This is a genomic window from Streptomyces sp. NPDC033221 (assembly GCF_055577005.1).
On the sequence record NZ_JBVIQN010000050.1, the window covers coordinates 14,344 to 39,339 of the forward strand.

Annotated in this window: 25 protein-coding genes; 17 read left to right on the forward strand and 8 right to left on the reverse strand. The window is 72.7% G+C overall.

The genetic code is table 11. The annotated features are described in order from the left end of the window. Positions 1 to 82: 82 nt before the first annotated feature. The 3 genes from ACZ53K_RS38795 to ACZ53K_RS38805 are packed head-to-tail and all read right to left on the reverse strand — an operon-like array spanning position 83 to position 3,130. Positions 83 to 937: a heme ABC transporter ATP-binding protein gene (locus ACZ53K_RS38795; protein WP_468846663.1), complete on the reverse strand. Its 855-nt coding sequence runs from the start codon at positions 935 to 937 to the stop codon at positions 83 to 85. Next, positions 934 to 2,079, reverse strand: coding sequence for a FecCD family ABC transporter permease (locus tag ACZ53K_RS38800; protein WP_468846665.1), 1,146 nt, complete (start codon positions 2,077 to 2,079; stop codon positions 934 to 936). The genes ACZ53K_RS38795 and ACZ53K_RS38800 overlap by 4 nt, the downstream gene beginning before the upstream one ends. Position 2,080: 1 nt before the next feature. Next, a complete protein-coding gene (locus ACZ53K_RS38805) occupies positions 2,081 to 3,130 on the reverse strand; it encodes a heme/hemin ABC transporter substrate-binding protein (protein ID WP_468846668.1) in 1,050 nt (349 codons plus the stop codon). A gap of 150 nt (positions 3,131 to 3,280) precedes the next feature. On the opposite strand from ACZ53K_RS38805, the gene ACZ53K_RS38810 reads away from it, so the two are divergent. From ACZ53K_RS38810 to ACZ53K_RS38820, 3 genes are all read left to right on the forward strand, one after another. Next, a complete protein-coding gene (locus ACZ53K_RS38810; RefSeq protein WP_468846670.1) occupies positions 3,281 to 4,723 on the forward strand; it encodes an HtaA domain-containing protein in 1,443 nt (480 codons plus the stop codon). Positions 4,724 to 4,773: 50 nt separating this feature from the next. Further along, positions 4,774 to 6,408, forward strand: a complete 1,635-nt coding sequence (locus ACZ53K_RS38815; protein ID WP_468846673.1) for an HtaA domain-containing protein — start codon at positions 4,774 to 4,776, stop codon at positions 6,406 to 6,408. A 214-nt stretch (positions 6,409 to 6,622) separates the two neighbouring features. Continuing rightward, positions 6,623 to 7,324: a PhzF family phenazine biosynthesis protein gene (locus ACZ53K_RS38820; RefSeq protein WP_468846676.1), complete on the forward strand. Its 702-nt coding sequence runs from the start codon at positions 6,623 to 6,625 to the stop codon at positions 7,322 to 7,324. A gap of 62 nt (positions 7,325 to 7,386) precedes the next feature. Here ACZ53K_RS38820 and ACZ53K_RS38825 read toward each other — a convergent pair whose 3' ends face one another. Next, complete coding sequence (locus ACZ53K_RS38825) at positions 7,387 to 8,076, reverse strand: biliverdin-producing heme oxygenase (protein ID WP_468846679.1); 690 nt, start codon at positions 8,074 to 8,076, stop codon at positions 7,387 to 7,389. A gap of 195 nt (positions 8,077 to 8,271) precedes the next feature. Continuing rightward, positions 8,272 to 9,129: a type I methionyl aminopeptidase gene (map, locus tag ACZ53K_RS38830; protein WP_468846682.1), complete on the reverse strand. Its 858-nt coding sequence runs from the start codon at positions 9,127 to 9,129 to the stop codon at positions 8,272 to 8,274. A 67-nt stretch (positions 9,130 to 9,196) separates the two neighbouring features. Here map and ACZ53K_RS38835 point away from each other — a divergent pair, with 67 nt between their 5' ends. Continuing rightward, positions 9,197 to 9,445 (forward strand): hypothetical protein, encoded by a 249-nt coding sequence (locus tag ACZ53K_RS38835; RefSeq protein ID WP_468846684.1) that lies wholly within the window; start codon positions 9,197 to 9,199, stop codon positions 9,443 to 9,445. Positions 9,446 to 9,546: 101 nt separating this feature from the next. On the opposite strand, the gene ACZ53K_RS38840 is transcribed toward ACZ53K_RS38835, so the two are convergent. Then, the gene (locus ACZ53K_RS38840) at positions 9,547 to 10,869 is read right to left on the reverse strand and encodes an MFS transporter (RefSeq protein WP_468846686.1); all 1,323 of its coding nucleotides are present in this window, start codon (positions 10,867 to 10,869) and stop codon (positions 9,547 to 9,549) included. A gap of 349 nt (positions 10,870 to 11,218) precedes the next feature. Here ACZ53K_RS38840 and ACZ53K_RS38845 point away from each other — a divergent pair, with 349 nt between their 5' ends. The 7 genes from ACZ53K_RS38845 to ACZ53K_RS38875 all read left to right on the forward strand — a co-directional run bounded on the left by ACZ53K_RS38845 (position 11,219) and on the right by ACZ53K_RS38875 (position 17,275). After that, positions 11,219 to 12,349, forward strand: a complete 1,131-nt coding sequence (locus ACZ53K_RS38845; protein ID WP_468846689.1) for a sialidase family protein — start codon at positions 11,219 to 11,221, stop codon at positions 12,347 to 12,349. An 8-nt stretch (positions 12,350 to 12,357) separates the two neighbouring features. Continuing rightward, positions 12,358 to 13,737: an ABC transporter substrate-binding protein gene (locus tag ACZ53K_RS38850; protein ID WP_468846743.1), complete on the forward strand. Its 1,380-nt coding sequence runs from the start codon at positions 12,358 to 12,360 to the stop codon at positions 13,735 to 13,737. Further along, positions 13,734 to 14,705: a carbohydrate ABC transporter permease gene (locus tag ACZ53K_RS38855; RefSeq protein WP_468846692.1), complete on the forward strand. Its 972-nt coding sequence runs from the start codon at positions 13,734 to 13,736 to the stop codon at positions 14,703 to 14,705. Before ACZ53K_RS38850 ends, ACZ53K_RS38855 begins: the two co-directional genes overlap by 4 nt. 107 nt (positions 14,706 to 14,812) lie before the next feature. Continuing rightward, a complete protein-coding gene (locus tag ACZ53K_RS38860; RefSeq protein WP_468846745.1) occupies positions 14,813 to 15,631 on the forward strand; it encodes a carbohydrate ABC transporter permease in 819 nt (272 codons plus the stop codon). 13 nt (positions 15,632 to 15,644) lie between these two features. After that, entirely contained in the window at positions 15,645 to 16,394 is a 750-nt protein-coding gene (gene npdG / locus ACZ53K_RS38865) for an NADPH-dependent F420 reductase (protein WP_468846694.1), read from the forward strand. Between the two features lie 204 nt (positions 16,395 to 16,598). Continuing rightward, complete coding sequence (locus ACZ53K_RS38870) at positions 16,599 to 16,904, forward strand: hypothetical protein (protein WP_468846697.1); 306 nt, start codon at positions 16,599 to 16,601, stop codon at positions 16,902 to 16,904. A 167-nt stretch (positions 16,905 to 17,071) separates the two neighbouring features. Then, a complete protein-coding gene (locus tag ACZ53K_RS38875; RefSeq protein ID WP_468846699.1) occupies positions 17,072 to 17,275 on the forward strand; it encodes a hypothetical protein in 204 nt (67 codons plus the stop codon). 12 nt (positions 17,276 to 17,287) lie between these two features. On the opposite strand, the gene ACZ53K_RS38880 is transcribed toward ACZ53K_RS38875, so the two are convergent. After that, entirely contained in the window at positions 17,288 to 17,512 is a 225-nt protein-coding gene (locus ACZ53K_RS38880) for a hypothetical protein (protein WP_468846702.1), read from the reverse strand. On the opposite strand from ACZ53K_RS38880, the gene ACZ53K_RS38885 reads away from it, so the two are divergent. The 4 genes from ACZ53K_RS38885 (at position 17,511) to ACZ53K_RS38900 (ending at position 19,781) form a co-directional block, all read left to right on the forward strand. Beyond that, positions 17,511 to 18,752 carry a helix-turn-helix domain-containing protein gene (locus ACZ53K_RS38885; protein ID WP_468846705.1) on the forward strand — a complete coding sequence of 414 codons (1,242 nt, stop codon included), beginning with the start codon at positions 17,511 to 17,513 and terminating at the stop codon, positions 18,750 to 18,752. The genes ACZ53K_RS38880 and ACZ53K_RS38885 overlap by 2 nt on opposite strands. A gap of 93 nt (positions 18,753 to 18,845) precedes the next feature. After that, positions 18,846 to 19,067, forward strand: coding sequence for a hypothetical protein (locus tag ACZ53K_RS38890; protein ID WP_468846708.1), 222 nt, complete (start codon positions 18,846 to 18,848; stop codon positions 19,065 to 19,067). Between the two features lie 60 nt (positions 19,068 to 19,127). Beyond that, positions 19,128 to 19,607, forward strand: coding sequence for a glycine-rich domain-containing protein (locus ACZ53K_RS38895; RefSeq protein WP_468846711.1), 480 nt, complete (start codon positions 19,128 to 19,130; stop codon positions 19,605 to 19,607). A gap of 39 nt (positions 19,608 to 19,646) precedes the next feature. Then, positions 19,647 to 19,781 carry a hypothetical protein gene (locus ACZ53K_RS38900; RefSeq protein ID WP_468846714.1) on the forward strand — a complete coding sequence of 45 codons (135 nt, stop codon included), beginning with the start codon at positions 19,647 to 19,649 and terminating at the stop codon, positions 19,779 to 19,781. A gap of 65 nt (positions 19,782 to 19,846) precedes the next feature. Here ACZ53K_RS38900 and ACZ53K_RS38905 read toward each other — a convergent pair whose 3' ends face one another. Further along, positions 19,847 to 20,659 (reverse strand): site-2 protease family protein, encoded by an 813-nt coding sequence (locus tag ACZ53K_RS38905; protein ID WP_468846717.1) that lies wholly within the window; start codon positions 20,657 to 20,659, stop codon positions 19,847 to 19,849. A 145-nt stretch (positions 20,660 to 20,804) separates the two neighbouring features. Between ACZ53K_RS38905 and ACZ53K_RS38910 the strand changes: the two genes are divergently transcribed. Both ACZ53K_RS38910 and ACZ53K_RS38915 read left to right on the forward strand, forming a co-directional pair. Continuing rightward, the gene (locus ACZ53K_RS38910) at positions 20,805 to 21,272 is read left to right on the forward strand and encodes a DUF6578 domain-containing protein (protein ID WP_468846720.1); all 468 of its coding nucleotides are present in this window, start codon (positions 20,805 to 20,807) and stop codon (positions 21,270 to 21,272) included. A 29-nt stretch (positions 21,273 to 21,301) separates the two neighbouring features. Continuing rightward, positions 21,302 to 24,988, forward strand: a complete 3,687-nt coding sequence (locus ACZ53K_RS38915) for an AfsR/SARP family transcriptional regulator (RefSeq protein WP_468846748.1) — start codon at positions 21,302 to 21,304, stop codon at positions 24,986 to 24,988. Positions 24,989 to 24,996 lie beyond the last annotated feature (8 nt).

Below are 24,996 nucleotides of genomic sequence, written 5' to 3' on the forward strand. Positions count from 1 at the left end.
GCGGCCGCACCGTGACCTGGCGGCCCGCCGGTCCCACCGGGCATTACGGGACGCAACCGCCCCGCCCGGACACGGCCGGGGGTCAGTGTTCACGCAAGGGCATGACCAGGGGAACGCCGGTACGCGGATGCCCGATCACCTCGACCGGCTGCCGGTAGACCCGGCTCAGCAACTCCGCGCCGAAGACCTCGCCGGGCGGGCCCTGCGCGGCGACCCGCCCGCCGTGCAGCAGCGCCGCACGGTCCGCGTACGCGCCGGCCAGCCCCAGGTCGTGGAGCACCACCGCCACCGCGGCCCCCGCCGCCGCCCGCTCCCGGCAGATCCGCAGCACCAGTTCCTGGTGGCGCAGGTCCAGCGCGGCGGTCGGCTCGTCGAGCAGCAGCAGCGGGGCGCGCTGCGCCAGGACGCGGGCGAGCGCGACCCGGGCCCGTTCGCCGCCGGACAGCGCGGAGAACGGCCGGTCCGCGAAGCCGGTCACCTCGGTCGCCGTCATCGCCTCCGCGACGGCGGCCTCGTCCTCGTCCTCGCCCGGTGTCCCCGCCCAGGGCGCGCGGCCCATCCGTACGACGTCCGCCACCGCGAACGGGAAGGACAGGGCGGCGGACTGCGGCAGGACGGCCCGGCGCAGCGCGAGTTCGGGAGGCGTCCAGTCGGTGGCCGGGCGGCCGTCGATGCGCACTTCCCCGGTGGCGGCGGGCAGATCGGCGGCGAGCGCGGCCAGCAGCGTGGACTTGCCCGCGCCGTTGGGCCCGACGAGCGCCAGCACCTGGCCCGCGGTCACCTCCAGGTCGATCCCGTCCAGGACCGTACGGCTGCCCAGCCGTACGCCGAGACCGCGGGCCCGCGCGTACGCCGTGCCCGGGGAGACGGGCGCGGGCAGCGTCCTGGCGCGCCCCGCGAACCACGAACCGATCGTCGGAAACCGGACCCGGCTCATGCCCAGCCCCCTTGCTTGCGGCGGGTCCTGCGCAGTAGCCAGAAGAAGAACGGGCTGCCGCACAGAGCGGTCAGGACGCCCAGCGGCAGCTCCGCCGGCTGGGCGGCGGTACGGGCGACGAGGTCGGCGACGACCAGGACCAGGGCGCCGCCCAGGGCACTGCCCGGGATCAGGAACCGGTGCCCGGGACCGGCCGCCATCCGCAGCAGGTGCGGGACGAGCAGACCGACGAAGGTGATGACACCGGCCACCGCCACGGCCGCCGCGGTGAGCAGCGCGACGACCAGGATGAGGACGACGCGCAGCCGCTCCACGTCGACTCCGAGATGTCGGGCGGGGCGTTCGCCGAGCGCCAGCAGATCCAGCTTGCGGGCGTGGGAAGGCGCGATGACCAGCCCGGCGACGGCACACGGCAGGACCGCCAGCACCTTGGGCCAGACCGCCCCGGACAGCGAGCCGAGCTGCCAGAAGGTGATCTGGGAGACCTGGGCGTTGTCGGCGAAGAAGAGGAACAGGCCGATCAGCGCGCCCGCGAAGGCGTTCACCGCGATGCCCGTGAGGATCAGCGTGACGACCTCGGTACGGCCGCCCGAGCGGGAGAGCGCGTAGACGACCAGGACGGTCAGCAGCCCGGTGGCGAACGCGCAGGCCGGAACCGTCCACATACCGAGGAAGCCGAGACCGAGCGTGATGGCGCCGACGGCACCGACCGCCGCGCCCGACGAGATGCCGATGACGCCCGGTTCGGCCAGCGGATTGCCGAACACGCCCTGCATGAGAGCGCCCGCGCAGCCCAGCGACGAGCCGACGAGCAGCGCCAGCACGACGCGCGGCAGCCGCACGTTCCACAGCACGCTCTCGCCGACCCGGTCCAGCTCCGCGCCGCCGAGGTGCAGATGGTGCAGCAGCGAGCCGAGGACATCGCCGAGCGGGATGCGGTACGCGCCGAGACCGGCGGAGAGCAGACAGCCGATGAGGAGCGCGAGGGTAAGACCGGTGGTCAGCAGGGCGGTGCGGGGGAGGCGGCGAGGGGGTGGTGGTGCGGCGGCCGGGGTGTGCGGGGGGCTCGCCTGGGCGTCCGTATCCGTGCTCGCGTCTGCGCCCGTACCCGCGCTCGCGTCCGTGTGGGGGAGTGCCGTCATCTCACTTCCCCTCGGCGTGGAACTGCCGGACCAGGGAGCGCAGTACGGTGTCCGTGCGCGGCCCGTAGCTGAGCAGTACGCCGTCGTCGACGGCGGTCACCCGCCGGTCCATGCCGGCCGGGGTCTGCGCCACGCCGGGGATCTTCACCAGCCCGTCGATGCCGCCGACGGACTCCAGGCCCTTCGTCATCACCAGGATCACGTCCGGCGCGGCCTTGGCCAGTGCCTCGCTCGTGATCGGGGTGAAGTCCTTCTCCAGGCCCGACGCCTTGCCCGCGTCGATGCCGCCCGCCGCCTCGATCAGCGAACCGGCGCCGGACCCGGCGCCGCCGATGAGGTAGACGGAGGCCGAGCCGCGCAGATAGAGGAAGGCCACCCGGGGGCGGTCGGCCGCCTCCGTACCGCCGTGTGGGATGTCCTTCCGCACGGCCTTGATCCGCTGGTCGGTACGGGTTTTGAGGGCGTCGCCCGCCGTGCGTACGCCGAGGGCCGCCGCCACCGCGTCGATCCGGGCGTCCACATCGGCGAGCCGGGTCGCGGGCCGGAACGTGACGACCGGGACACCGGCGTCCCGTATCTGGCCGATGGCCTCCGCCGGTCCGGTGGTGGTGTCCGCGAGGACCACGTCGGGCTTGAGCGACAGCACGCCTTCCGCCGACACGTCGTGCGCGCGGGTCACCACGGGCAGCTTCTTCGCCTGCTCGAAGGTGGCGGTGATGTCGCGTGCGACGACCCGGTCGCCGAGTCCGAGGGTGAAGACGGTCTCCGAGAGGGAGCCGGTGAGCGGCACGATCCGGTCGGCCTTGCGGACCGTCACCTCGTGCCCGTCGGCGGACCGTACGGTCGCGGGCAGTCCGGGCCGGGGCGCGGCGCCCGGCAGCGGCTCGACGCGGTCGGCGGCGGGCCGGGCGGCGGGCTTCGCCGGGGCGGCGGTGGTGTCCGTGCCGCCGCCGCAGCCGGTGAGCGCGAGGGCGAGGGCGAGGGCGGCGGCGAGCGCCGCGGCGGGGCGTGACAGGCGCCGGCGGACCGGCTCCCGGTTGGCTGCTGTCACTGTCCCGCCTTTCCGTGTACGTCAGTTGACCGGGCCCGGGGCCGGTGCCGGTGGTGCGGAAGGGGGACCGGTCGGGTCCCGGGGTTCCGCTTGCATCGCACTTAGCTTAGGTTAGCCTTACCTTAATCGCTAGCCCTGGAGGGGTCCCCGATGCTGCCGTTCAGACCGGCCCGCGGCCGTACTCGCGGCCGCGCCCGCCTGCTCGCCGCCGCCTTCCTGGCGGCACTGCTCGGCGCGCTGCTCCCCGCGCTGCCTGCGACCCCCGCGCACGCGGCGGCCCGCACGGTCGCGGGCGGGCGGCTGGACTGGGGCATCAAATCCTCCTTCCAGTCGTACGTCACCGGGCCTATCGCGCAAGGCAGTTGGACCCTGAACGGCGGCGCCGCCACGGTCGGCGACAGCCGGTTCCGCTTCCACTCCGCCACCGGCAGCTATGACCCGGACAGCGGCGCCCTGACAGCGGGCTTCTCCGGCGGCGTCCACTTCACCGGCCACCGCAAGCCGGACGGCTCGTACGAGATGGACTTGACCATCGGCCGCCCCCAGGTCACCGTCGCCGACGGCCGCGGCACCCTCTACGCCGACATGACCAGCAAGGAGAAGGGCACCGGCCGCGTCACCACGGCCGCCCGGGTACCGCTCGCCACACTGGAACTCGGCGGCGTCGACACCCGGGGCGGCGGCACGCCCATCGCGCTGGCCAACGTGCCGGCCAAGCTGACCGCGCAGGGCGCGCGGGCCTTCGCCGGTTACTACACGGAAGGCACCCGACTCGACCCGGTGAGCTTGTCGGCGGACGTACGGGCGGGGACGGAACCGAGTCCGGCGCCCACCTCGTCCGGGGGCAGCGCCAAGGGTGGCGACGCCGGGCGGGGCACCTTCACCGAGGCCGCCGTCGACTGGGGCGTCCGCCGCACCTTCCGCGAGTACGTCACCGGAAACATCGCACACGGCCGCTGGCACCTGTCCGACGGTGCCCAGGACGGCGGCGCGCTCTTCCGCTTCCCGCGCGGCAAGGGCACGTACGACGCCGAAAAGGGCACCCTGAGCGCCGACTTCGCCGGAAAACTCCGCTTCACCGGCAAGGACCTCGACCTCACCCTCACCGCCGTCTCCGTCACGGTCGAGGACGGCCGCGGCACCCTCGCCGCCGACGTCACCAACGGTGGTACGACCACCAAGGGCATCCCGCTGGCCACCTTCGAGGCACAGCGGCTCACGCCCGACAAGGGCCTGATCAAGCTCACCGAAGCGCCGGCGCAGCTCACCGCCGACGGCGCCAAGGCGTTCGGCGGCCTGTACCGGGCCGGTACCGGCATGGACCCCGTCTCGCTCGCGGTCGCCGTCGACGACAAGGCCGCGCTGCCCGCCCTCCCCGACCTCGGCGCCGACCCCAAGGCCGCCGCCGCGGAGGGCAAGCAGGAGAAGAAGGCCGCACCCGAGCAGGCCGCGCCCGCCTCGGCCCCCGCATCATCCCCTGCCCGCACCGTCATCCTTCTCGTCGTGGCCGGCGTGCTGCTCGTCGCCGTCGCCGCGTTCCTCGTCCTGCGCACCCGCCGTCGTACGCCCCCCGCGGCGCCCCCGCAGGGCTGACCTGCCCCATCCCACCGCACCTCCACCCCACTCAAGGAGAGCCACCGACCATGGCCGCCATACGCCGCCCGCTCGCCCTCGCGGCAGCCATCGCCACCGCCGCCACGACCGCGGCCCTGTGCCTGCCGGCCACCGCCACGGCCGCCCCCGCGACCGGCACGGCAGCGCCGACGATCCAGCTGAAGAACGGCACGTTCGACTGGGGCGTCAAGGAATCCTTCCGCAAGTACGTCAAGGGCATGGAGCTCGGTGACATCACCACCGCCGACGGCGCGCGGCAGGCCCCGGACAACGGCCCGTTCACCTTCACGGCCGGCACCGGCACCTACGACCTGGGTACGCACGCCGTCGCCACCACCTTCAAGGGCAGCGTCCGCTTCACCTCGAAAGCCCACGGCTTCGACATCAAGCTGGCGGACCTGAAGGTCGCCACCGAGGGCAGGACCGGCGCCATCACCGCCGACGTCACGGCCGCGGGCACGACCCAGGACGACGTGGCCCTGGCCTCGCTCGACCTGTCGGCGGTGCGCCCGGGCAGCGGCGCGGGCGGCGCGATGTCGTTCGCCGAGATCCCGGTGAAGCTGACCGCCAAGGGCGCGGAGGCGTTCAACGGCATGTACAAGGAGGGACAGGAACTCGACCCGGCCACGCTGACGGTGACCCCGGCGAGCACCCCCGGGAAGCCGGCGCAGCCCGCACCCGGCGGGAACGGCCAGGGCGGCAAGGACGGGAAGGACGGGAAGGACGGGAAGGACGAGAAGGAGGGGAGCCGGGCCGGCGGGGAATCCGGCGGCAAGCAGGGCGTGCACGCGGGCTCGGGTTCCGGCTCGGATTCGGGTTCCGGTACCGGCACCGGCTCCTCGGGCCGGAAGACAGCCGCCGCCCCCGCCTCCGGTGCCGCCGCGCCGTCCGCGGCCACCGCCGGCAACATCGCCGACGGCACCCTCGACTGGGGTGTCAAGCAGTCCTTCCGCGAGTACATCACCGGCCCCATCGCACACGGCAAGGCCGAACTCGCGGGCGGCGCCGCCACCTCCGCCGCGGGCTACCGCTTCCCGAAGGGCCACGGCACGTACGACGCCGCCAAGGCCTCCCTCGCCGCGCAGTTCAACGGCTCGGTGCGCTTCACCGGCCACGACGGCGTCCTGGACCTGAGGTTCAGCAACCTCAAGGTCACCGCGAGCGGCACCAAGGGCACGCTGGTCGCGGACGTCTCGGCCAAGGCGCGCGCCACCGGCAAGGTCACCAGCACGCCCGGCATGGCGGTGGCCGACCTCAAGATCCCGGCCGGTGCCCTCACCGCCAAGAACGGCGTGGTCACGCTCAAGAACGTGCCCGCGACGCTGACCGCCGCAGGGTCCAAGGCGTTCGACACCATGTACAAGCCGGGCCAGGCCCTCGACCCGGTGACGGCCGCCGTCTCGGTCGATCCGAAGGCACAACTGCCCGGCGGCGGCGCCGCGTCGGACACCTCGGGTACCTCGGCCACCAGCAGCTCCGGCGACGCCAGTGGCACCGCGAGCTTCAGCAGCGGCAGCGGCAGCGGTACCGGCACCGGCGGCTCCGGGTCGCTCGCCGCCACCGGCCTCTCCGTGCCGAACGGCGCGCTGGCGGGCGTGGCCGGCGCCCTCATCCTGGCGGGCGGCGCCGCCACCTACGCCGTACGCCGCCGCACCGCCCTGTAACTCCCCGATTCTCCGGACCCCACCCCCCCACATCCCCCGGGCTCCGCTCCCCCAGGGGCCGCCTCCCCACACCCCACAGGCGCGCCCCGGGCCCAGGGGCCGGCCGTACCCGTCGCGCAATGCCTCCGCGCGGCGGGTACTTCGGCGTTCCGGCGTTCCGGAACAACCGCACCCCGGTGGGCCGCTGCCGCCGTACCCGCGATGGAATACGGTCATGACAGTGCCACAGGCCCCCGAACTGCACGTCGTACGCGTCTTCTGCGGTCCTGACGGCCAGGGCGGCAACCCCCTGGGCGTCGTACGGAACGGAGCCGCCGTACCGCAGTCGTCCGCGCGCCAGGCCCTCGCCGCCGAACTCGGCTTCAGCGAAACGGTTTTCCTGGAGGATGCGGGCAGCGGCCTGCCCGGCAGGCCCGGCATCGACATCCGCACGCCCAGCGTGCGGCTGCCCTTCGCCGGACACCCCCTGGTCGGTACGGCGTGGCTGCTGCGGCACCTGGGGCAGCCGGTGACCGTGCTGCGCCCGCCGGCCGGCGAGGTGCCGGTCGTGTACGAGGAGGAGTGTGTCTGGGTGCGCGGGCGGCCGGAGTGGTCCACCGGGCGCCGTACCCAGGAGGTCGCGACGGCGGCGGAGGTGGACGCGCTGTCCGGGCCGCCGCCCGGGGACGGCCCGGTCTACGTGTGGGCGTGGCAGGACCGCGGCGCGGGCACGGTACGCGCCCGCTTCTTCCCGCGCCGCGGCGACGGCATCGTGGAGGACGAGGCCACGGGCGCCGCGGCGCTCGTCCTCACCCACGAACTGGGCCGGGCCCTGGACATCCGCCAGGGCACCGGCTCCCGCATCCTGACGCGCCCGCACGAGGACGGCACGATCGCGCTGGGCGGCCGCGTCCTGCCCGTGGCACCGCAGCCCTGACCGGGAGCCGGGAGCCGGGCGGGCTACCCCCGTGCGTTGCGCCCGCTTCCCCGCTCAAGCACTCAAGCGCTCAGCGGAAACTCTTCCCCCAGCTCGTGGAAGACCGCCGTGTTGAGCGCGAAGGCGCGCTTGCACTCGTCGACCACCCGCTGCTTCTCCAGGTCGTCCACCGGCAGCGCGTCCAGCAGCTCGCGGTACTCGCGCTTGAAGGCGGCGGGGTTGCCGATGCCTTCGAAGACGTAGAAGCGCACGCCGTCGCCCTTGCGGGTGAAGCCCCAGGTCTTCTCGGCCGTGCCGCGGATGATCTGGCCGCCGGAGAGGTCGCCGAGGTAGCGGGTGTAGTGGTGCGCGACATATCCGGCGGGCCAGCGGCGGGCGCATTCGGTGACGCGGTCGGCGTACGCGACGGTGGCCGGCAGCGGCTCCAGGCCCGTACGCCAGGAGGGGCCGCCGAGGTGGGCCAGGTCCCGCTCCAGCTCCGCCGTACGGGCCAGCTCCGGCCGGATGAACGGTCCGGCGACCGGGTCCCCGGCGAGCGCATCGGAGGCGTCCTCCAGCGCGCGGTAGACGAACCACAGCTGCTCGGTGTAGCGCCGGTAGGCCGTGACGCCGAGTCTGCCGCCGAGCAGGTCACCCATGAAGGACGAGTTCTCGGCCTCCGTGTGCTGCTCGTGCGAGGCGGTGCGGATCAGGGTGGAGAACGGCACCGATGCGGCGGAGTGCGCGGACGGGGGCGAGCTGGGCGCGGCCAAGGCGGACCTCTGGGGGCCGGTGGGGTGCGTACGGGATCAGATTGTGGTTGGTTAGGCTTACCTAAGTCAACCCCTTGCCGACGCGGTGTCGGCAACGTTTCCGGCGCCCTGTCGGTAATCTTCCCGACATCGTGTCGGTAAAAACCTCGAAACGGAAGCCCCCGCGACAGGGGGTCGCGAGGGCTGTGGCAGGCGTCAGGGGAGGGTGAGGATCTCCGCGCCGGTCTCCGTGACGACGAGGGTGTGCTCGAACTGCGCGGTGCGCCGGCGGTCCTTCGTCACCACCGTCCAGCCGTCCTCCCACATGTCGTACTCATGCGTGCCCAGCGTCAGCATCGGCTCGATGGTGAAGGTCATGCCTGGCTTGATGTCGGTGGTGTGGTGCGGGCTGTCGTAGTGCGGGACGATCAGGCCGGAGTGGAAGGACGAGTTGATCCCGTGGCCGGTGAAGTCGCGGACGACCCCGTAGCCGAAGCGCTTGGCGTACGACTCGATGACCCGGCCGATGATGTTGATCTGGCGGCCCGGCTTGACCGCCTTGATCGCCCGGTTGAGGGACTCGCGGGTCCGCTCCACCAGGAGCTTGGACTCCTCGTCCACGTCGCCGCACAGGTAGGTGGCGTTGTTGTCGCCGTGCACGCCGTTGAGGTAAGCGGTCACGTCCAGGTTCACGATGTCGCCGTCCTTGAGGACGGTCGAGTCCGGGATGCCGTGGCAGATGACCTCGTTGACCGAGGAGCACAGGGACTTCGGGAAGCCGCGGTAGCCGAGGGTGGAGGGGTAGGCGCCGTGGTCGCACATGAACTCGTGGGCGACCCGGTCCAGTTCGTCGGTGGTCACGCCCGGCGCGATCAGCTTGGCGGCCTCCTCCATCGCCTGGGCGGCGATCCGCCCCGCGATGCGCATCCGCTCGATCGTTTCCGCGTCCTGCACCTCGGGGCCCGTATAGGGGGTGGGCGCGGATTTGCCCACGTACTCGGGGCGCGGGATGGAGGCGGGGACGGGGCGGGTGGGGGAGATCGTCCCCGGGACAAGAAGCGACTGGCCAGACATATCAGCGAGTGTATCCGCGGCCCATCGGGCAGGATGGCGGCACAGGAGTCGCAGACAGGAGGCCGTGATGGCGCTGTTCAAGAGGCAGACGGCCGGCAAACCCGGCGAATGGTACTACTGCCTCAAGCACGGAACGGTCGAAGAGGGCCCCGAGTGCCGCGCCGCCGACCGCTTCGGCCCGTACCCGACGCGAGAGGAGGCGGCCCACGCGATGCAGACCGCGAGCGAACGCAATCTGGAGTGGGAGACCGATCCCCGCTGGCACGACAAGGGGGGCGAGGGAGCCGGGGAATCCGAGGGGTCCGGGAAGGCTTAGGGGCCGGGGAGGCCCAGAGGCCCGGGACGTCTGAGCGGCCCGGGGCCCGGCGGGTCCGGCGGGGCCGCCCAGCGGACCGTCGCGGCGGCCCGCGCCTGCGGCTATGCCGCAGGCGCCTGCTCCTCCCGCACCCCGCGGGCCACCCGGGCCCGCACCGCGTGCTCGTTCGTCCGCGCGTCGTACGCCAGCAGCTTCGGGAGCGCCGCGGCCAGCGCCACCACCCCGGCCACGCACAGCACGCCGCCCGCCCACACCGACGTCCGTACGGAGGTGACGGCCGCCATGCCGCCCGAGCGGACCTGGCCGAGCTGCGGCCCGACCGAGTACGACAGCAGCTCGATGCCGGCCAGCCGGCCGCGCAGCTCGTCGGGGATGGTCTGGTTCCACATGGCCGACCGGAAGATGCCGCTGACCATGTCGCACGCCCCGGCCACGGCCAGGCTCAGCAGGACCAGCCAGACGTTCGGCGCCCAGCCCGCCGCGGTCATCGCCAGCCCCCAGGCCGCCGCCGCGTACAGCACCGCCCGTCCGTGCCGGTGCACCCGTGAGGTCCAGCCGCTGGTCAGGCTGACCAGGCAGGATCCGGCGGGCAGCGCCGCGTACATCAGGCCGAGCGCCCAGGGCGCGCCCAGGTCGTCCGCCAGGAACGGGAAGATCGCCATCGGGAAGGCGAAGAGCATGGCGGTCAGGTCGACGGCGTACGTACCGAGCAGTTCCTTGCGGCTCCAGGCGTACCGCGCGCCCTCCCATACGCCGCGCAGCGACGGCTTCTCGGCGTCGTGCGAGGCGGGGGAAGCGGCCAGGCCGACCGCGAGCGCGACGGATATCGCGTACGTGACGGCGTCGATCGCGTACGCCCACCGCAGCCCCGCGTAGGCCAGCAGCACACCGGCCAGCGCGGGTCCGGCGATGGCGCCGACCTGCCAGCGCAGGGCGTTCAGCGCGGACGCGGCGGGCAGCTGCTCGTGCGGGACGATGCGCGGCACGATCGAGTCGAGGGCCGGGCGCTGGAGTCCGGTCAGCGCGCTGGCCGCCGCCACGATCACGTACAGCGGCCAGATCAGCGGGTCCGGCAGCAGGCTGTTGACCAGCAGCAGCACCGACAGCAGTCCGAGAGCCGCCTCCGTCCACAGGATGAGCCTGCGGCGGTCCATGGCGTCGGCGAGCGCACCGCCGTACAGACCGAAGACGATCAGCGGCACGATCTCCACCGCGCCCACCGCACCGACCGCGAGCGTCGACCCGGTCAGCTCCTTCAGCTGGAACGGTACGGCGACGAGCGTCAGGAACGATCCGAACACGGTCACCGCGCCCGCGCACCACATCCGGCGGAAGTCGGCGGAGGAGCGCCACGGCGCCAGGTCGGGGAGCAGGGCGGACACCCGGCGGGGACGTTTCGGAGGGGGATGGTCTTCTTCGGTCACAACGCACCATCGTGCGGGGACGCCGGGCGGCGGGCAACGGAATTTCGGGCGGGCGGGCGCGGGGCACCCGTTCCAGCAGCGCGCGGGGTGTTCGTGACCGGGAGCGCGCGGGGTGTGCGTGGCCGTCGCAACGCCCGTCTCCCGTAAGGGGCGTGTGGCCGAACGGCGGGTGGATTCCCGGTGCCCACGAGGTGGCGTTCCCGCGGCTTCCCGGTGCCTTGCGCGCCTCGGCGGCGCAGTCGGGTGGCGGGCCGCGCCAGACGTGTGCCGTGCCTTGACGGCCAGTTGGGGGCTCCCTATGGTCACGCTGACAGAGGACGTCCTACGTCCGGCCGTTGGGGGAGGACCCATGGCTCACGAGACTTCCCTTCCGTTCCGCGCCGGGTCCGAGGGCTACGCGAGCTTCCGCATCCCGGCCGTGGTCGTCACCAGCCCTCCGAGCGCCACCGCCCCCGGTACCGCCACCCCCGGCACCCTGCTCGCCTTCGCGGAGGGCCGGGTGCACAGCGCCGCCGACCACGGCGACATCGACATCGTGCTGAAACGCTCCGCCGACGGCGGCCGCACCTGGAGCGCGCTCCAGGCCGTCGCCCGCAACGGCACGGGTACGGCGGGAAACCCGTCCCCGGTCGTGCTGGACGGCGGCCGGGTCCTGCTGGTGCACGTACGCAGCGGAGCCACCGCCTCCGAGGACCGCATCCGCCGCGGCCTGGTGTCCGCCGCCGACGGGCGGCGCGTCTGGGTGCAGCACAGTGACGACGAAGGCGTGACGTGGAGCCCGCCGCGCGAGATCACGGCGCAGGTCAAGCGCGCCGGCTGGCGCTGGTACGCCACCACTCCCGGCCACGCCCTCCGGCTCCGGCACGGCCCGCACGCCGGCCGTCTGGTCGTCCCCGCCAACCACTCCATCGCCCCCACCGTCTCCGGCGACAACGGCACCGAGGGCCGCTACAACGGCGGCCACGTCCTGCTCAGCGACGACGACGGCGCGAGCTGGCGCATCGGCTACACGGACAGCAACCCCAACGGCTACATCAACGCCAACGAGACCACCACCGCCGAACTTCCCGACGGCACCCTCTACTTCAACACCCGCAACGACTCCCCGGCCCCCGGCAACCGTGCCGACGCCCACTCCGCCCCCGACGCCGCCGGTGAGCGCCTGATCAGACCGTTCCGGCCGCAGGCCGGGCTGACCGGGCCGGTCGTCGAGGGCAGCGCGCTGCACCTGGGCGAGCCCGACGTGCTGCTCTTCTCCGGCCCCGCCGACCCCGGCGCCCGCGCGCTGATGACCGTACGGGCCAGCCGTGACCACGGCCTGACCTGGTACCCCGCGCACACCGTCGACGGGCTCCCGGCCGCCTACTCCGACCTCGTACGGATCGACGGCGCGACGGTCGGGCTGCTCTACGAGACGGGCGACTTCAGCGCCTATTCGACGATCACCTTCCGCCGTATCCCCGTGGAGGAGCTGGCATGAGCACCGGTATGTACGACAGCGGCCGGGACCGGGACGGCGGCCTCTCGACGCGCCGGGTCCGCCGGGTGCGCCGCCGGGCCCTGCTCGGCGGGGCCGCCGCGGCCGCCGCCGGGTTCACGCTCGCGGGCTGCGGCGACGGCGGCGACGCGGACGGCAGCCCGGCACAGAAGGAGCGCAAGAAGGGCCAGAAGATCACGCTGTCGTTCTGGTCCTGGGTGCCGGGCATCGACAAGCCGGTGGACCTGTGGAACAGCGAGCACCCGGACGTCCGGGTCGAGGTGGAGAAGGTGTCCGCCGTCGACGGCCGCCAGTACGCCAAGATGCACGCCGCCGTCAAAGCCGGGAACCCGCCGGACCTCGCCCAGATCGAGTTCCCCGTCGTCCCCGGCTTCCTGCTCGACAACGCCCTGATGGACCTGTCCGCATTCGGCGCCGCCCGCTACAAGGACCGGTTCGTGGGCTGGCAGTGGCAGCAGTCGGTGTTCGGCAAGGGCGTCTACGCCATCCCGCAGGCGTCCGGCCCGATGGGACTCTTCCTGCGCCGGGACCTCTTCGACAAGTGGAGCATCCAGCTCCCGCAGACCTGGGACGAGTACGAGGAGGCCGCCAAGGCGGTCCGCCGACAGGGCGCCTGGATCGAGACGTTCGCCCCTGCCAACGGCAACCGCTTCGCCGGGCTGGCCTGGCAGGCGGGCGCCAAGTGGTACGCCGCCCAGGGCGACACCTGGACCGTGCACATCGACGACGAGCCCACCCGCAAGGTCGCCGATTACTGGGAGTCGCTGGTCCGGCGCAAGCTCGTCAAGACCATCCCGGACCGGCAGAACGCCTGGTACAAGGACATCCAGACCGGCGCCATCCCGGCCTGGATCGGCGCCAGCTGGGGCGACGCGCTGCTGGCGGGCAACGCGCCCGGCACCAAGGGCGCCTGGCGCGCCGCACCCCTCCCGCAGTGGCAGAAGGGCGCCAACGCGCACGCCAACTGGGGCGGTTCGACCACCGCGGTCTTCACCAAGGCCACGTATCCCAAGGACGCGCTGGACTTCGCCCTGTGGCTCAACTCCGACCCGAAGTCCGTCGCGCTGCTGATCGACGGCGGTTACGGCTTCCCGAGCGTGAAGAAGGGTTACGCCACCGCCGACCTCGACGTGTACAGGGACTTCTTCGGCGGCCAGGCGTACAGCAAGGTCTTCGCGGACGCGGGCGCGCACGTCGACACCAGCTGGCAGTGGGGGCCCGGCGTGGACACCCTCTACCAGCGGCTCGGCGACGCTTTCACCGAAGCGCTCGACAGCGGCGGATCGTTCCGCTCGGTGCTGCGGACCGTGCAGCGGCAGACCGTCGCCGACCTGCGGGGCAAGGGCCTGAAGGTGGAGAGCGGCGGGTGAGCGGACCGCACCGGAGCCGGGCCGCCACCGGGCGCGTACAGCGCACGCGTCACACCCGGCTCACCCGTACCGAAGCCCGCAACGCCCGTGCCGCCGCCGCCTTCGTCCTGCCCTTCCTCCTCCTCTTCCTCCTCTGCTTCATCGCCCCGATCGTCTACGCCGTCCACCAGAGCCTGCACCGCACCGAGCGCACCGGCCCGCTCGGCCTCGGCGGCCAGGAGCGTGACGTCTTCGCGGGTTTCGCCAATTACGCGCACGCCCTCGCCGACGACCGTTTCCTGACCGGCTTCGGCAGGGTCCTGCTCTTCGGTGTCGTCCAGATACCGCTGATGATCACCCTGGCGACCGTACTCGCCCTCCTCCTGGAGAGCGCGAGCGCCCGCGGCGTCACGTTCTTCCGCAGCGCGTTCTTCCTGCCGTACGGCGTCCCCGGCGTCATCGCCTCCATCCTGTGGGGCTTCCTGTACGTACCGGGCATCAGCCCGCTCGTGGAGATCGCCGGATCACTCGGCCTGTACGTGGACTTCCTCGCCCGCGACACCGTCCTGTGGTCCATCGCCAACATCGTCACCTGGCAGTTCACCGGCTACAACATGCTCGTACTGATCTCCCAGCTCAAGGCCGTACCGGAGGAGCTGTACGAGGCGGCGCGCATCGACGGCGCGAACGCCTGGCACATCGCCCGGCACATCAAGATCCCGCTGATCCGGCCCGCGCTCGTCCTGACCACCGTCTTCAGCATCATCGGCACGCTCCAGCTGTTCGCCGAACCGATGGTGCTGCGGCCCCTCGCCGCCACCATCGACTCCGGCTTCACCCCCAACCTGCACGCCTACAGCGAGGCGTTCGTGAGCAACAACCAGCACATCGCGGCGGCCGAGGCGGTACTGCTGGCGCTGGTCGCCTGCGTCCTGTCGTTCGGCTTCCTGCGGCTGGTCGGACAGCGCGGCGACGGGAACGACCGGTGAACCGGGCCGTCTCGGGAAAGCGGACCGCCTCCGGAAACCGGGCCGCGGTACGGGGGGACTCCACGGCCCCCTCCAGGGGTGCCACCCACCCACCCCTCCACCACCGCATCATCACCGCCTCCCTCCTCACCCTCGCCGCGATCTACTTCCTCATCCCCGTCTACTGGCTCATCGTCTCCGCCACCAAGAACAGCGCCGACCTCTTCGGCACCTTCGGCTTCTGGTTCGCCCACCCGCGCCCCCTGGCCCACCTCGGCGACGTCCTCACGTACGACCACGGGATCTACCTCCGCTGGTTCACCAACTCCCTCCTGTACGCGGGCGTCGGCGCGCTCGCCGCCACCCTCCTCTCCGCCGCGGCCGGCTACGCGCTCGCCAAGTTCCCGTTCCCGGGCCGGGAAGCCGTCTTCAACCTCGTCCTGGCCGGCGTCCTCATCCCCGGCACCGCCCTCGCCCTTCCCCTCTACTTCCTCTTCAGCACCATGGGCCTGGCCAACACCTACTGGGCGGTGCTCGTCCCCAGCGTCGTCAGCCCCTTCGGCGTCTACCTCTGCCGGATCTACGCGGCCGCCGCCGTACCCGACTCGCTCCTGGAAGCGGCCCGCATCGACGGCGCGGGGGAGGCCCGGATCTTCGCCGGACTGGGCCTGAGACTCATGACCCCGGCGCTGGTGACCGTCTTCCTCTTCCAGTTCGTCCACATCTGGAACAACTACTTCCTGCCGCTGGTCATGCTCTCCGACTCCGACCTCTACCCGATCCAGCTCGGCCTGACCTCCTGGACCGGGTACGCGGACCGGCAGCCGGAGCTGTACCAGTACACGGTGGGCGGCGCGTTCCTGTCCGTACTGCCGCTGATGGTGCTGATGACCGTCCTGCAGCGGTACTGGCGTACGGGGCTCACCGAGGGCAGCGTGAAGGCGTGACAGTATCGCTGTCATGACTACTTCTGACGACGCGCGGACCGGCAACGACGCGCAGCCCGTGAATGTCGCGACCGAAGCCAAGAAGGCGCTCAAAAGGGACCCCTGGGACCTCCCCGACGTGTCCGGCCTCGTCGTCGGTGTCCTCGGCGGCACCGGTGACCAGGGACGCGGCCTGGCCTACCGGCTCGCCCGGGCCGGTCAGAAGGTGATCATCGGCTCCCGGGCCGCCGAACGCGCCCAGGCCGCCGCCGGCGAACTGGGCCACGGCGTCGAGGGCGCGGACAACGCCGAGTGCGCGCGGCGCAGCGACATCGTCATCGTGGCCGTCCCGTGGGAAGGCCACGCCAAGACCCTCCAGTCCCTCCGCGAAGAACTCGCGGGCAAGCTGGTCATCGACTGCGTCAACCCCCTCGGCTTCGACAAGAAGGGCGCCTACGCCCTCAAGCCGGAGGAGGGCAGCGCCGCCGAACAGGCCGCGGCCCTGCTCCCCGACTCCCGCGTCACCGCCGCCTTCCACCACCTCTCCGCCGTCCTCCTCCAGGACCCGGAGACCCAGGAGATCGACACCGATGTGATGGTGCTGGGCGAGTCCCGCGCCGACACGGACCAGGTCCAGGCCCTCGCCGCCCGCATCCCCGGCATGCGCGGCGTCTTCGCCGGCCGGCTGCGCAACGCGCACCAGGTCGAGTCCCTGGTGGCCAACCTCATCTCCACCAACCGGCGCTACAAGGCGCACGCGGGGCTGCGCGTCACGGACGTGTGAGGCGCTCCCAACTCCGGCGCCGGCCGGGCAACTTCTTGCCTCTGCTCCCTCCACACCCATATCCTGAAAGGCTGCCCACTTCCGCGGGCGGTGCTACGGCCGGTACGGCGGCCGAGGGAAGGAGTGTGACGCCATGCGGTGGTTGCCCCGGCCGCCCGCCCGGAAGGCCCGGGAGTCCGGGCGGCGGGTTCCGGAAGGAACGCGATGTCCCGTACGGACAGCACGAAACCCCTGTGGGTACGCCACGCGGAACACGACCCCCGGCCGGTCCATGACCACCGCTACGGCCCCTGCGACCTGCCGCCGCACCCGACGCGGGAGCGCGCGGACACCCGCTGCCGCTGGGAGGACCCCGGCATGATCCTCTCCGGCTCCACCTGCTGCGCGGGCTGCCGGCGGCGCGGCTGCGGCAAGGAGTGGCAGCAGTACGTCAAGGCCGGCAATCGCAGGGAACGCCACGCGGGGCGGCGCGAGGCGCGGGGTTACGTCACCGGAGAGCTGACCGACTGAGTCTTGGGGGGCGGCCGTGGGGCCGCCCCCTCCGGCCCTCGCCTTCGGGCCCGTCGGCCCCGGAAATGCGCCCGTACGTCCCGGCTGGCCGGGGCCCGGAGCCCGTCTCCGACACCATGAGGGACACTGGAAGAAACGCCACACCCCCTCGCACAGGAGCCGACCCCATGCCCCGCCTCGCCGTCTTCGCCCTCGTCGTCTGCGCCCTCGCCGTCGCCGCGGCCGTCGTCTCCTTCGTCCAGGGCAGCTGGCTCGGCGTCGTGTGGATCTTGATGGCGGGCATCTCCAGCAACATGGCCTGGTTCTACGTACGCAAGGCGAAGATGGACCGCACACGGCGCGAAGAGGCGGCGACCTCGGCGGCCGGCTGACGGCCGGCCCGGTCAGAGCGCATATGGATCAGTGTGCACGGCGTCGCCGAGGTGCTTGAGGGCGTCGCGGAGCCGGGGTGGAACTTTGGCCGAAGCGAGGCCGTTTTGTACGGCTTCGTCCAGTAGGCGCCGGATACGTACGGACGCGGTCTCGCCGACGGTGGGCACTGTCGCGGCCACCAGCTCTTCGGCGTCGCGCCACGCCCTACCCTGGTGCCAGAGGTAGGTGATGGTCATGTCTCCGGAGATCTCGACCAACATCCGCAAACACCGCCGTTGCCTGGGGTGGAGCCAGGAACGACTGGCCGAGGCGGCTGGAGTGTCCCTGGGCACCGTGCGCAAACTGGAGCAGGGCGGCGTGGCCCGCGTCGAAACGCTGGTGCAGCTCGCGGAGGCCCTGGACGCCGAGACGGCAGCGCTCTTCGCCCCGGCCGCCAGCCCCGAACCGGTCCGTGACGATGGCCCCAGCCGCCAGCAGCTGCTGGATCTCCGCCGTCACCTGATGCCGCCCGTGGGGCTCGTCGATGCGGCCGGGTCGCCTGCGGAAGGCGTACCCCGGAGCGCGCTGCTCCAGGACATCGACGAAGCGCACGCGCTCTATCAGGCCGACCGGTACGACGCGGTCGCGCGGCAGCTGCCCGGCATCCTCTCCGCCGCCGGGGGAAGTGCGTGCGTGGCCGACGGGGACGAGCAGCGGCATCAGGCCCTGGTGTCCCGGGCTCGCGCTCTGTTTCTGACGGGCAAGTACCTGACCCAGGTGCGGCAGTACGACTTGGCGTACCAGGCGCTGGCCTCGGGCATCCGGGACGCCCGTGAGGTCGGAGCGTCGTCCACAGCCGCCGTCGGCATCATCGGGATGTGCTGGCTCCTGCTGCGGCAGGACCGCTTCACCGAATGCGCGAACCTGGCATCGGACACCGCTGACGCGATGGAGCCCCGGATCTCGAAGGCGATGCCGGAGGAACTGGCCGTTTGGGGAGAACTGCTGCTCCGCGTCGCCGCTGCCGCCGTGCGCAACAACCGGAAGGCGGAGGCGAAGGACGCCCGCAGGATGGCCGCCACGGCCGCGTACGCCATCGGCCGCGAACACACCGACTTCCGGACCCACTGGGGGCCGTTCGGACCGGCCACGGCGGAGATCAAAGTCATCGAAGACCTGTCGCTGAAGGGGGACGCGCGGGGCGTGCTGCGGCGAGCGGACGTCGGAGCACTGCACCTGGACAGTCTCCAGACACATGGCACCCCCACCAGCAATGTGTGGGGCCGGTACCGGCTGGACGTGGCGCGGGCTCACAGCCTGACCGGCGCGCACCATGACGCCACGGGCGAACTCATGGGCATCTACCGGTCACACCCGGAGTGGCTGCGGCACCAGCCGATGGCGCGTCGCGTACTGCAGAAAGTACTGGACACCCGGACGCGCACCCTGACCGAGGACATGCGAACGCTGGCTCACCACCTGGGCATCAACGGCTGACTACCACGGTGTGTGGTGGTTGCGCGGCTCTCCGGGCCGAACTACCACGCAGCGGGCCTGGGTTGCCCTGTGCCGGGGCGACATGGTGTTCCCGTGAACGAACCCCGCCGCACCCTGGACCCTCCGGTGCACCTGACGGACCCGTACGCGCAGGACATCGATCCTGCCCCCAAACCCGGTTGTGCGCGCTGCGCCGAAGAACACCGGCGCCGAGCTGTCGCTCGCGCAGCCGGCCTGCCGGCCACGGCCGTCGACGCCAGTATCGAGATCCGGCGCCACCCCCACCCGAACGGCAAGACGAACGGCCAGCGGTGACGACGCCGGCGCTTGACGAGGGATCCGCAGACTCCGACCTGATCGCAAAAGGAGCCGCACGTGAAGAACGCACGGGAATTGATCAGCGCTGCCGCGCACGTCAGCATCGTGAGCACCGTCAAGGACAACAACCCGGGCGTGGACGTCACCACAGCGAGCCGCATCACCGACGAAGGGCTGAAGTTCGTCTCAGCGTGCGCTGCGACCCCTGACGCACCGCTCGCGCCGTCCCGCACCGTCGACGAAGGCTGGCACGCGCTCATCCTGCACACTGCCGTGTACGAGGAACTGTGCGCCGGGTTGGGACATCGCGTCCACTACTACCCGGGGTACGCGCCGGAGAATTACGATCCGGCGATCCTGGAACGTACACAGGACGCCATCAGGGCGGCCGGATACGACGTCGACGCCGATCTGTGGGGACCTCCGGCGGGAAAGGGGCTGGTCACGGTCGCTGCCCAGTGCCAGCACTCGCCACCGGACGACGGGCCGATCAAGCCCATGCCCGCGCCGCGTCCGCCATGCCGCGACAAGCCGTAGCGGACTTCTGCCACACTCGGCGCATCGACAGGAGGTTGCATGGCTGAGTGGACGAACTCCCGGTATGCCGAACTGGTGCGGTCCTACCGGGCAGCCCAGGAGGACGAAGAGCGCGACGACGTTCCGGTCCGCGGCTTCATCGTTCCGGACACCGCCCCGAGGCAGCCTGAGTAGCGCCGCGACTCCGGGCCCGGTCGGTGAGCGAAGGTGCGCTCACGGGCCGGGCCCGTGCGGAGCCGCTACGCCGAGCCCAGCCCGCCCGGCTGCGGGATCTGCGGCTCGCCCTGCCAGAACCTGAACAGCTGCTGGCCGAAGTACGTGTCCCAGTTGGTGACGCCGAGGCCGCGCAGGATCGCGTCCACCGCGTCGAAGAAGATGTGGTTGATCTCGGGGATCCACAGCAGGCCGAAGACGGCGATCAGGCCGAACGGGGCGAAGGGCTCGACCTGGCGGCGGATCTTGTGGGAGAGCCAGGGCTCGATGACGCCGTAGCCGTCCAGGCCGGGGACCGGGACGAAGTTGAGGATGGCGGCCGTGACCTGGAGGAGTGCGAGGAAGGCGAGCGCGTAGCGGAACGGCTGGGGGACGCCGTCCATGGCGCCGAGCCAGAAGGGGGCCGAGACGACCGCCGCGAAGAGGATGTTCGTCAGGGGCCCGGCCGCGGAGATCAGGCTGTGCCGCCAGCGGCCCCTGATCCGGCCGCGTTCGATGAAGACCGCGCCGCCCGGCAGGCCGATGCCGCCCATGATCACGAAGATCACCGGCAGCACGATGCTGAGCAGCGCGTGGGTGTACTTGAGGGGATTGAGGGTGAGGTAGCCCTTCGCCCCGATGGAGATGTCGCCGCTGTGCAGGGCGGTGCGGGCGTGCGCGTACTCGTGCAGGCAGAGGGAGACGATCCAGCCGGAGACCACGAAGAGGAAGACGGCGAAGCCGGGGCTCGCCGCGAGCCGGCCCGTCCAGACGGCCCACCCCGACACCGCCATGACGGCGACGAGCGCGAGGAAGACCGGGCTGACGCGGCGGTCGGCGCGCTGTGCTGCTGTGGTCATGGTGCGGGTCTCCTGGAGGGTGCTGTGGGGCGCGGTGTCGGTGTGCGGTGCCGTTGCGGGCAGCCATGACCGTATCGGCGGACGCCACGGCCGTGCACGGAAAAACGACGGGCGGTGGGCGGGAGGTTCCGGGCACTCTGGCCCCATGACGGATACGGGCGCGGGGCGGACGGTACGCGTGTTCCACCGCGACTGGGAGATGGAGTGCTGCGGCATGCCGTTCGCGGTGGGGGACGAGGTCGCGTGGCCGCTGAACTTCGAGAGCGTTCCGGAGGCGGACGCGGCCGTCTGGGCCGACTGTCTGGACGAGCGGGGGCTGCTGAGGGTGGTCACGCTGCACGGCGACGCGCCGGAGAAAGGCTCCGGGGCGCCGTGGCCGGCCGGGCGTGTCCGGTCGATCGAGGTGGTGGTGGTCGGGTACGGCGCGGACCGGCAGCCGGTTGCCGGTGAGCGGTGGCTGCACCCGGTGGAACGCTGCCCCAAGTGGTTCGCGAGGTGGTTCGCGGGGCGGTTCGGCGGCAGGGGAGAGGGCGGGGGCGATCGCGCCTGCCATCGGGCCGCGTGTGGCGTGATCGTCGCGGTGGACGTGCCGTGCGGGAGGTGCGGACCGTGAAGCCTTCGCCCGTACAGGACAATGGTTCGGTGCGCTACGGAATCCTCGGGACCGCCCAGGCCCACCGGAGCGACGGTACGCCCGTCGCCCTCGGTGGCCCCCGCCTGCGCGCACTGCTCACCGCACTCGCGCTGCGGCCCGGCCGCGCGCTCACCGCCGAGCTGCTGATCGCCGACGTGTGGGGCCCGGAACCGCCCGCCGACGCGACCGGCGCCCTGCAGGCACTGATCGCGCGCCTGCGCCGCACCGTCGGCCGGGACGCGATCGCCTCCGTACACGGCGGGTACCGGCTGTGTGCCGCCCCCGCCGACGTGGACCTGCACCGTTTCGAGCAGCTGGCCGACGAGGGGGCGCAGGCGCTGGCCGACGATGATCCGGTCAAGGCCGCCGCCCTGCTCGACGACGCCCTCGCGCTCTGGCGCGGCCCGGCGCTGGCCGACCTGCCGGAGGCTACGGGCGAGGCCGCCCGCGCGGCGCGCGGTCACCTGGATGCCCGGCGTACGCGGCTCGCCGCCGAGGTCGCCCTCGGCCGGCCCGGCCAGGCACTGCCCGCGCTGGCGGCCCTGTGCGCGGACCACCCTCTCGACGAGCCGCTCCAGGCCCTGCGCCTGCGCGCGCTGCGGGCCGCCGGACGCACGGCGGAGGCACTCGACGCGTACGCATCGGTACGGGCCGAGATCGCCGACCGTCTGGGCGCGGCACCGGGGCCGGAACTCCGTGGGTTGCATGCGGAGTTGTTGCGGGTGGATTCCATGGAGGCCGGGGGGTTCGGGGAGTTGGGGGATTCCGGGGGTGGGGGAGCGGGTTCCGTCGATCGGGCGGGGCGGGCGGACCGTGCCGGGCGTGCGGGGCTTCGTTCGGCTTCCGCTGGGGCGGGGGCTGCCGATGGCGGATCGTCCTTGGGTGGGGAGGGGCACGTGGCGGAGGGCGTTTCGTACGGGCCGCAGGGAGATACGTATGCGCCGCAGGGCGTTGCGTACGGGAACGGCTCAGGCGGGGCTGACGCGCCTGCGGCAGCGGCTTCCGCGAACGGCGCCGCACGCGCCGGGGGACCCGCCTCTCACCCTGGTCACAGCCCCCACCCCGGCAACCTCCGGTCCCGGCCGACGTCCTTCGTCGGGCGGGAGGACGATCTGGCGGTGATCAGGGCCGACCTGGCCGCGCACCGGCTCGTGACGTTGCTCGGGCCGGGCGGGGCGGGCAAGACGCGGCTGTCGCAGGAGAGTGCGGAGGCGGCGGCCGCCGCGGCGCCCGGCCGGTGGGCGGACGGGGTGTGGTTCGCGGAGCTGGCGCCCGTGGACGATCCGCAGACCGTTCCGGAGGCGGTGCTCACCGCTCTCGGGGCCCGTGAGACCGTGCTGCGCGGCACCACCACCGAGGAACTGCGCGCCGTCTCCGACCCGACCGCGTACGATCCGATGGCGCGCCTCGCCGAGCACTGCGCCAGCCGGCGGATGCTGCTCGTCCTGGACAACTGCGAGCATGTGATCGGCGCCGCCGCCGAGCTGGCGGACCGGCTGCTGGCCGAGTGTCCCGGCGTGACGGTGCTGGCCACCAGCCGGGAGCCGCTCGCGGTGCCGGGCGAGGCGCTGCGGCCGGTGGAGCCGCTGCCCGACCCGGTCGCGCTGCGGCTGCTGGCCGACCGTGGCGCCGCCGCCCGGCCGGGGTTCCGCGTCGAGGACGACCCGGTCGCGTGTGCCGAGATCTGCCGGCGGCTCGACGGGCTGCCGCTCGCCATCGAACTGGCCGCGGCACGGCTGCGGCTGCTCACCCCGCGGCAGATCGCGGACCGGCTGGACGACCGGTTCCGGCTGCTGACGAGCGGGAGCCGCACCGTACTGCCCCGGCAGCAGACGCTGCGCGCGGTGGTGGACTGGTCCTGGGATCTGCTCGACGACGCCGAACGGGCCGTACTGCGCCGCCTGTCCGTCTTCTCCGGCGGCTGCGACCTGGCGCTGGCGGAGGAGGTCTGCGGGGACGGTCCGGATGAGGTGGGTGGATCGGGCGAGACGGCTGGGGCGGATGAAGTTGGTGGGGACGGTGGTACCGGTACGGGCGGGCGTACGGCTTCCCGGGTCCGTGTCGGGCCCCGTGACGTGGCCGCCCTGCTCGGTTCGCTGATCGACAAGTCGCTGGTGGTCGCCGCGCCCGGGCGGGACGGGCGGATGCGCTACCGGCTGCTGGAGACCGTCTCGGAGTACGCCGGTGAGCGGCTGGACGAGGCGGGCGAGCGGGCCGTGGCCGAGCGCCGGCACCTGGTCGCCTACCGCGAACTCGCCCGTATCGCCGACCCGTTGCTGCGCGGGCCGGCCCAGTGCACCTGGCTCGAACGCCTGGAGATGGAGCACGACAACCTGCGCACCGCGCTGCGCCGGGCCGTCGCGGCCCACGACGAGCACGAGGCGCTGTGCCTGGTGCTGTCGCTCCAGTGGTTCTGGTCGCTGCGCGATCACCGCGCCGACGCCCGCGCCTGGGCGGCCGCCGTGTCGGCCCTCGGGCCCGATCCCTTCGCGCTGCCCGTCGAGCCCGCGCCCGAGCTGCACGCACGGCCCATCGACGCGCCGCCGCCGATGGACCCGGAGCAGCTGCAGGAGGCGCGACGCGAGGTCCGGCTGGTGGAGCTGGCCAGTGTGGAGAGCGACATCGAGGTGCTGCGCAGGCCGGAGCGGCGTGCCGAGCTGACCGGCATCCTGACCGCGTACCGCAGCGGTCTGCCGCAGACCTGCAAGGTGCCGGGGGTGCTGTGGTACTACGCGGTGCTGCTGACGGGCCGGTTCGCCGACCTGGCGCACCTGGCCGACGAGGCGGTGCGCGCCTGCCGGAAGTTCGGTTACGACTGGGAGCTGGCCTTCGTCCTCCAACTGCGCTCCAAGATCTTCAACGATCGGCCGGGCGGCCTGGCCCAGGCCCGCCGGGACGCCGACGAATCCCTGGAGATCTTCGTACGGCTCGGTGACGCGTGGGGCGCGGCGGAGGCGCTGTCGGGGCGCGGCGAGTCCCGCGAGGGCCGGGGTGAGTACACGCTCGCGGCGGAGGACTACCGGGCGGCCATCCGCTACGCCGAGGACCTCGGCGCGTCCGGCCAGTCCCTGATGCTGCGGACCCGGCTGGGCAGTGTCCTCGTCGAGGACGGCGCGGAAGCGGACGGCGAGCGGCTGCTGCGCAAGGTGCTGCGGCTGGCGAAGGAGGGCAACGGCGGCCGCGACGCGGTGCCGTTCGCCCATCTCACGCTCGCCATGCACCTCAGCTGCGCCGGGCGCCTGGGGGAGGCGCGTGAGCATCTGGACGCGGTGCGCGAGGTGTTCGGGCAGCGCGCTCCGGAGATGTTCCGGGGAGTGGTGCTGGCGTCCACGGTCGCTCTGGACGTCGAAGAGGGGCAGTATGCTGACGCGCTGCCCCGGCTCCGTACGGCGCTGTCGATGATGCAGGACCAGCTCGCGCAGATGGTCGCGCCCGACCTGCCGGTCATGCAGCTCCTCACCGGAGCGCGGGCGCTGCTCGGCGTACGGGGCGCGGTGGCCGGACCGGACGCGGCGCGGCTGATCGGCGCGTACGACGTGCTGCGCAGCGGCTCCCACCGGCCGCCGCGGATCGTCCGGCAGAACCGGGCGGCCGCCGAGGCCGAGGCCCGCGCGGTGCTCGACGACGCGGCCTACGACCGGGCGTATGCCGAAGGCGGCGGCCTCTCCCTCGGGGAAGCCACCGCCCTCGTCTGACGCGAGCC

Bases quoted from the DNA above. Each gene is read 5' to 3' on its own strand.
- ACZ53K_RS38835 (WP_468846684.1), top strand. From the start codon at position 9,197: ATGGCGCTGTTCAAGAGGCAGACGGCCGGCAAACCCGGCGAATGGTAC.
- ACZ53K_RS38820 (WP_468846676.1), top strand. From the start codon at position 6,623: ATGACAGTGCCACAGGCCCCCGAACTGCACGTCGTACGCGTCTTCTGC.
- ACZ53K_RS38885 (WP_468846705.1), top strand. From the start codon at position 17,511: ATGTCTCCGGAGATCTCGACCAACATCCGCAAACACCGCCGTTGCCTG.
- ACZ53K_RS38845 (WP_468846689.1), top strand. From the start codon at position 11,219: ATGGCTCACGAGACTTCCCTTCCGTTCCGCGCCGGGTCCGAGGGCTAC.
- ACZ53K_RS38905 (WP_468846717.1), bottom strand. From the start codon at position 20,659: ATGACCACAGCAGCACAGCGCGCCGACCGCCGCGTCAGCCCGGTCTTC.
- npdG (WP_468846694.1), top strand. From the start codon at position 15,645: ATGACTACTTCTGACGACGCGCGGACCGGCAACGACGCGCAGCCCGTG.
- ACZ53K_RS38800 (WP_468846665.1), bottom strand. From the start codon at position 2,079: ATGACGGCACTCCCCCACACGGACGCGAGCGCGGGTACGGGCGCAGAC.
- ACZ53K_RS38875 (WP_468846699.1), top strand. From the start codon at position 17,072: ATGCCCCGCCTCGCCGTCTTCGCCCTCGTCGTCTGCGCCCTCGCCGTC.
- map (WP_468846682.1), bottom strand. From the start codon at position 9,129: ATGTCTGGCCAGTCGCTTCTTGTCCCGGGGACGATCTCCCCCACCCGC.
- ACZ53K_RS38850 (WP_468846743.1), top strand. From the start codon at position 12,358: ATGTACGACAGCGGCCGGGACCGGGACGGCGGCCTCTCGACGCGCCGG.
- ACZ53K_RS38870 (WP_468846697.1), top strand. From the start codon at position 16,599: ATGTCCCGTACGGACAGCACGAAACCCCTGTGGGTACGCCACGCGGAA.
- ACZ53K_RS38810 (WP_468846670.1), top strand. From the start codon at position 3,281: ATGCTGCCGTTCAGACCGGCCCGCGGCCGTACTCGCGGCCGCGCCCGC.
- ACZ53K_RS38910 (WP_468846720.1), top strand. From the start codon at position 20,805: ATGACGGATACGGGCGCGGGGCGGACGGTACGCGTGTTCCACCGCGAC.
- ACZ53K_RS38880 (WP_468846702.1), bottom strand. From the start codon at position 17,512: ATGACCATCACCTACCTCTGGCACCAGGGTAGGGCGTGGCGCGACGCC.
- ACZ53K_RS38900 (WP_468846714.1), top strand. From the start codon at position 19,647: ATGGCTGAGTGGACGAACTCCCGGTATGCCGAACTGGTGCGGTCCTAC.
- ACZ53K_RS38815 (WP_468846673.1), top strand. From the start codon at position 4,774: ATGGCCGCCATACGCCGCCCGCTCGCCCTCGCGGCAGCCATCGCCACC.
- ACZ53K_RS38795 (WP_468846663.1), bottom strand. From the start codon at position 937: ATGAGCCGGGTCCGGTTTCCGACGATCGGTTCGTGGTTCGCGGGGCGC.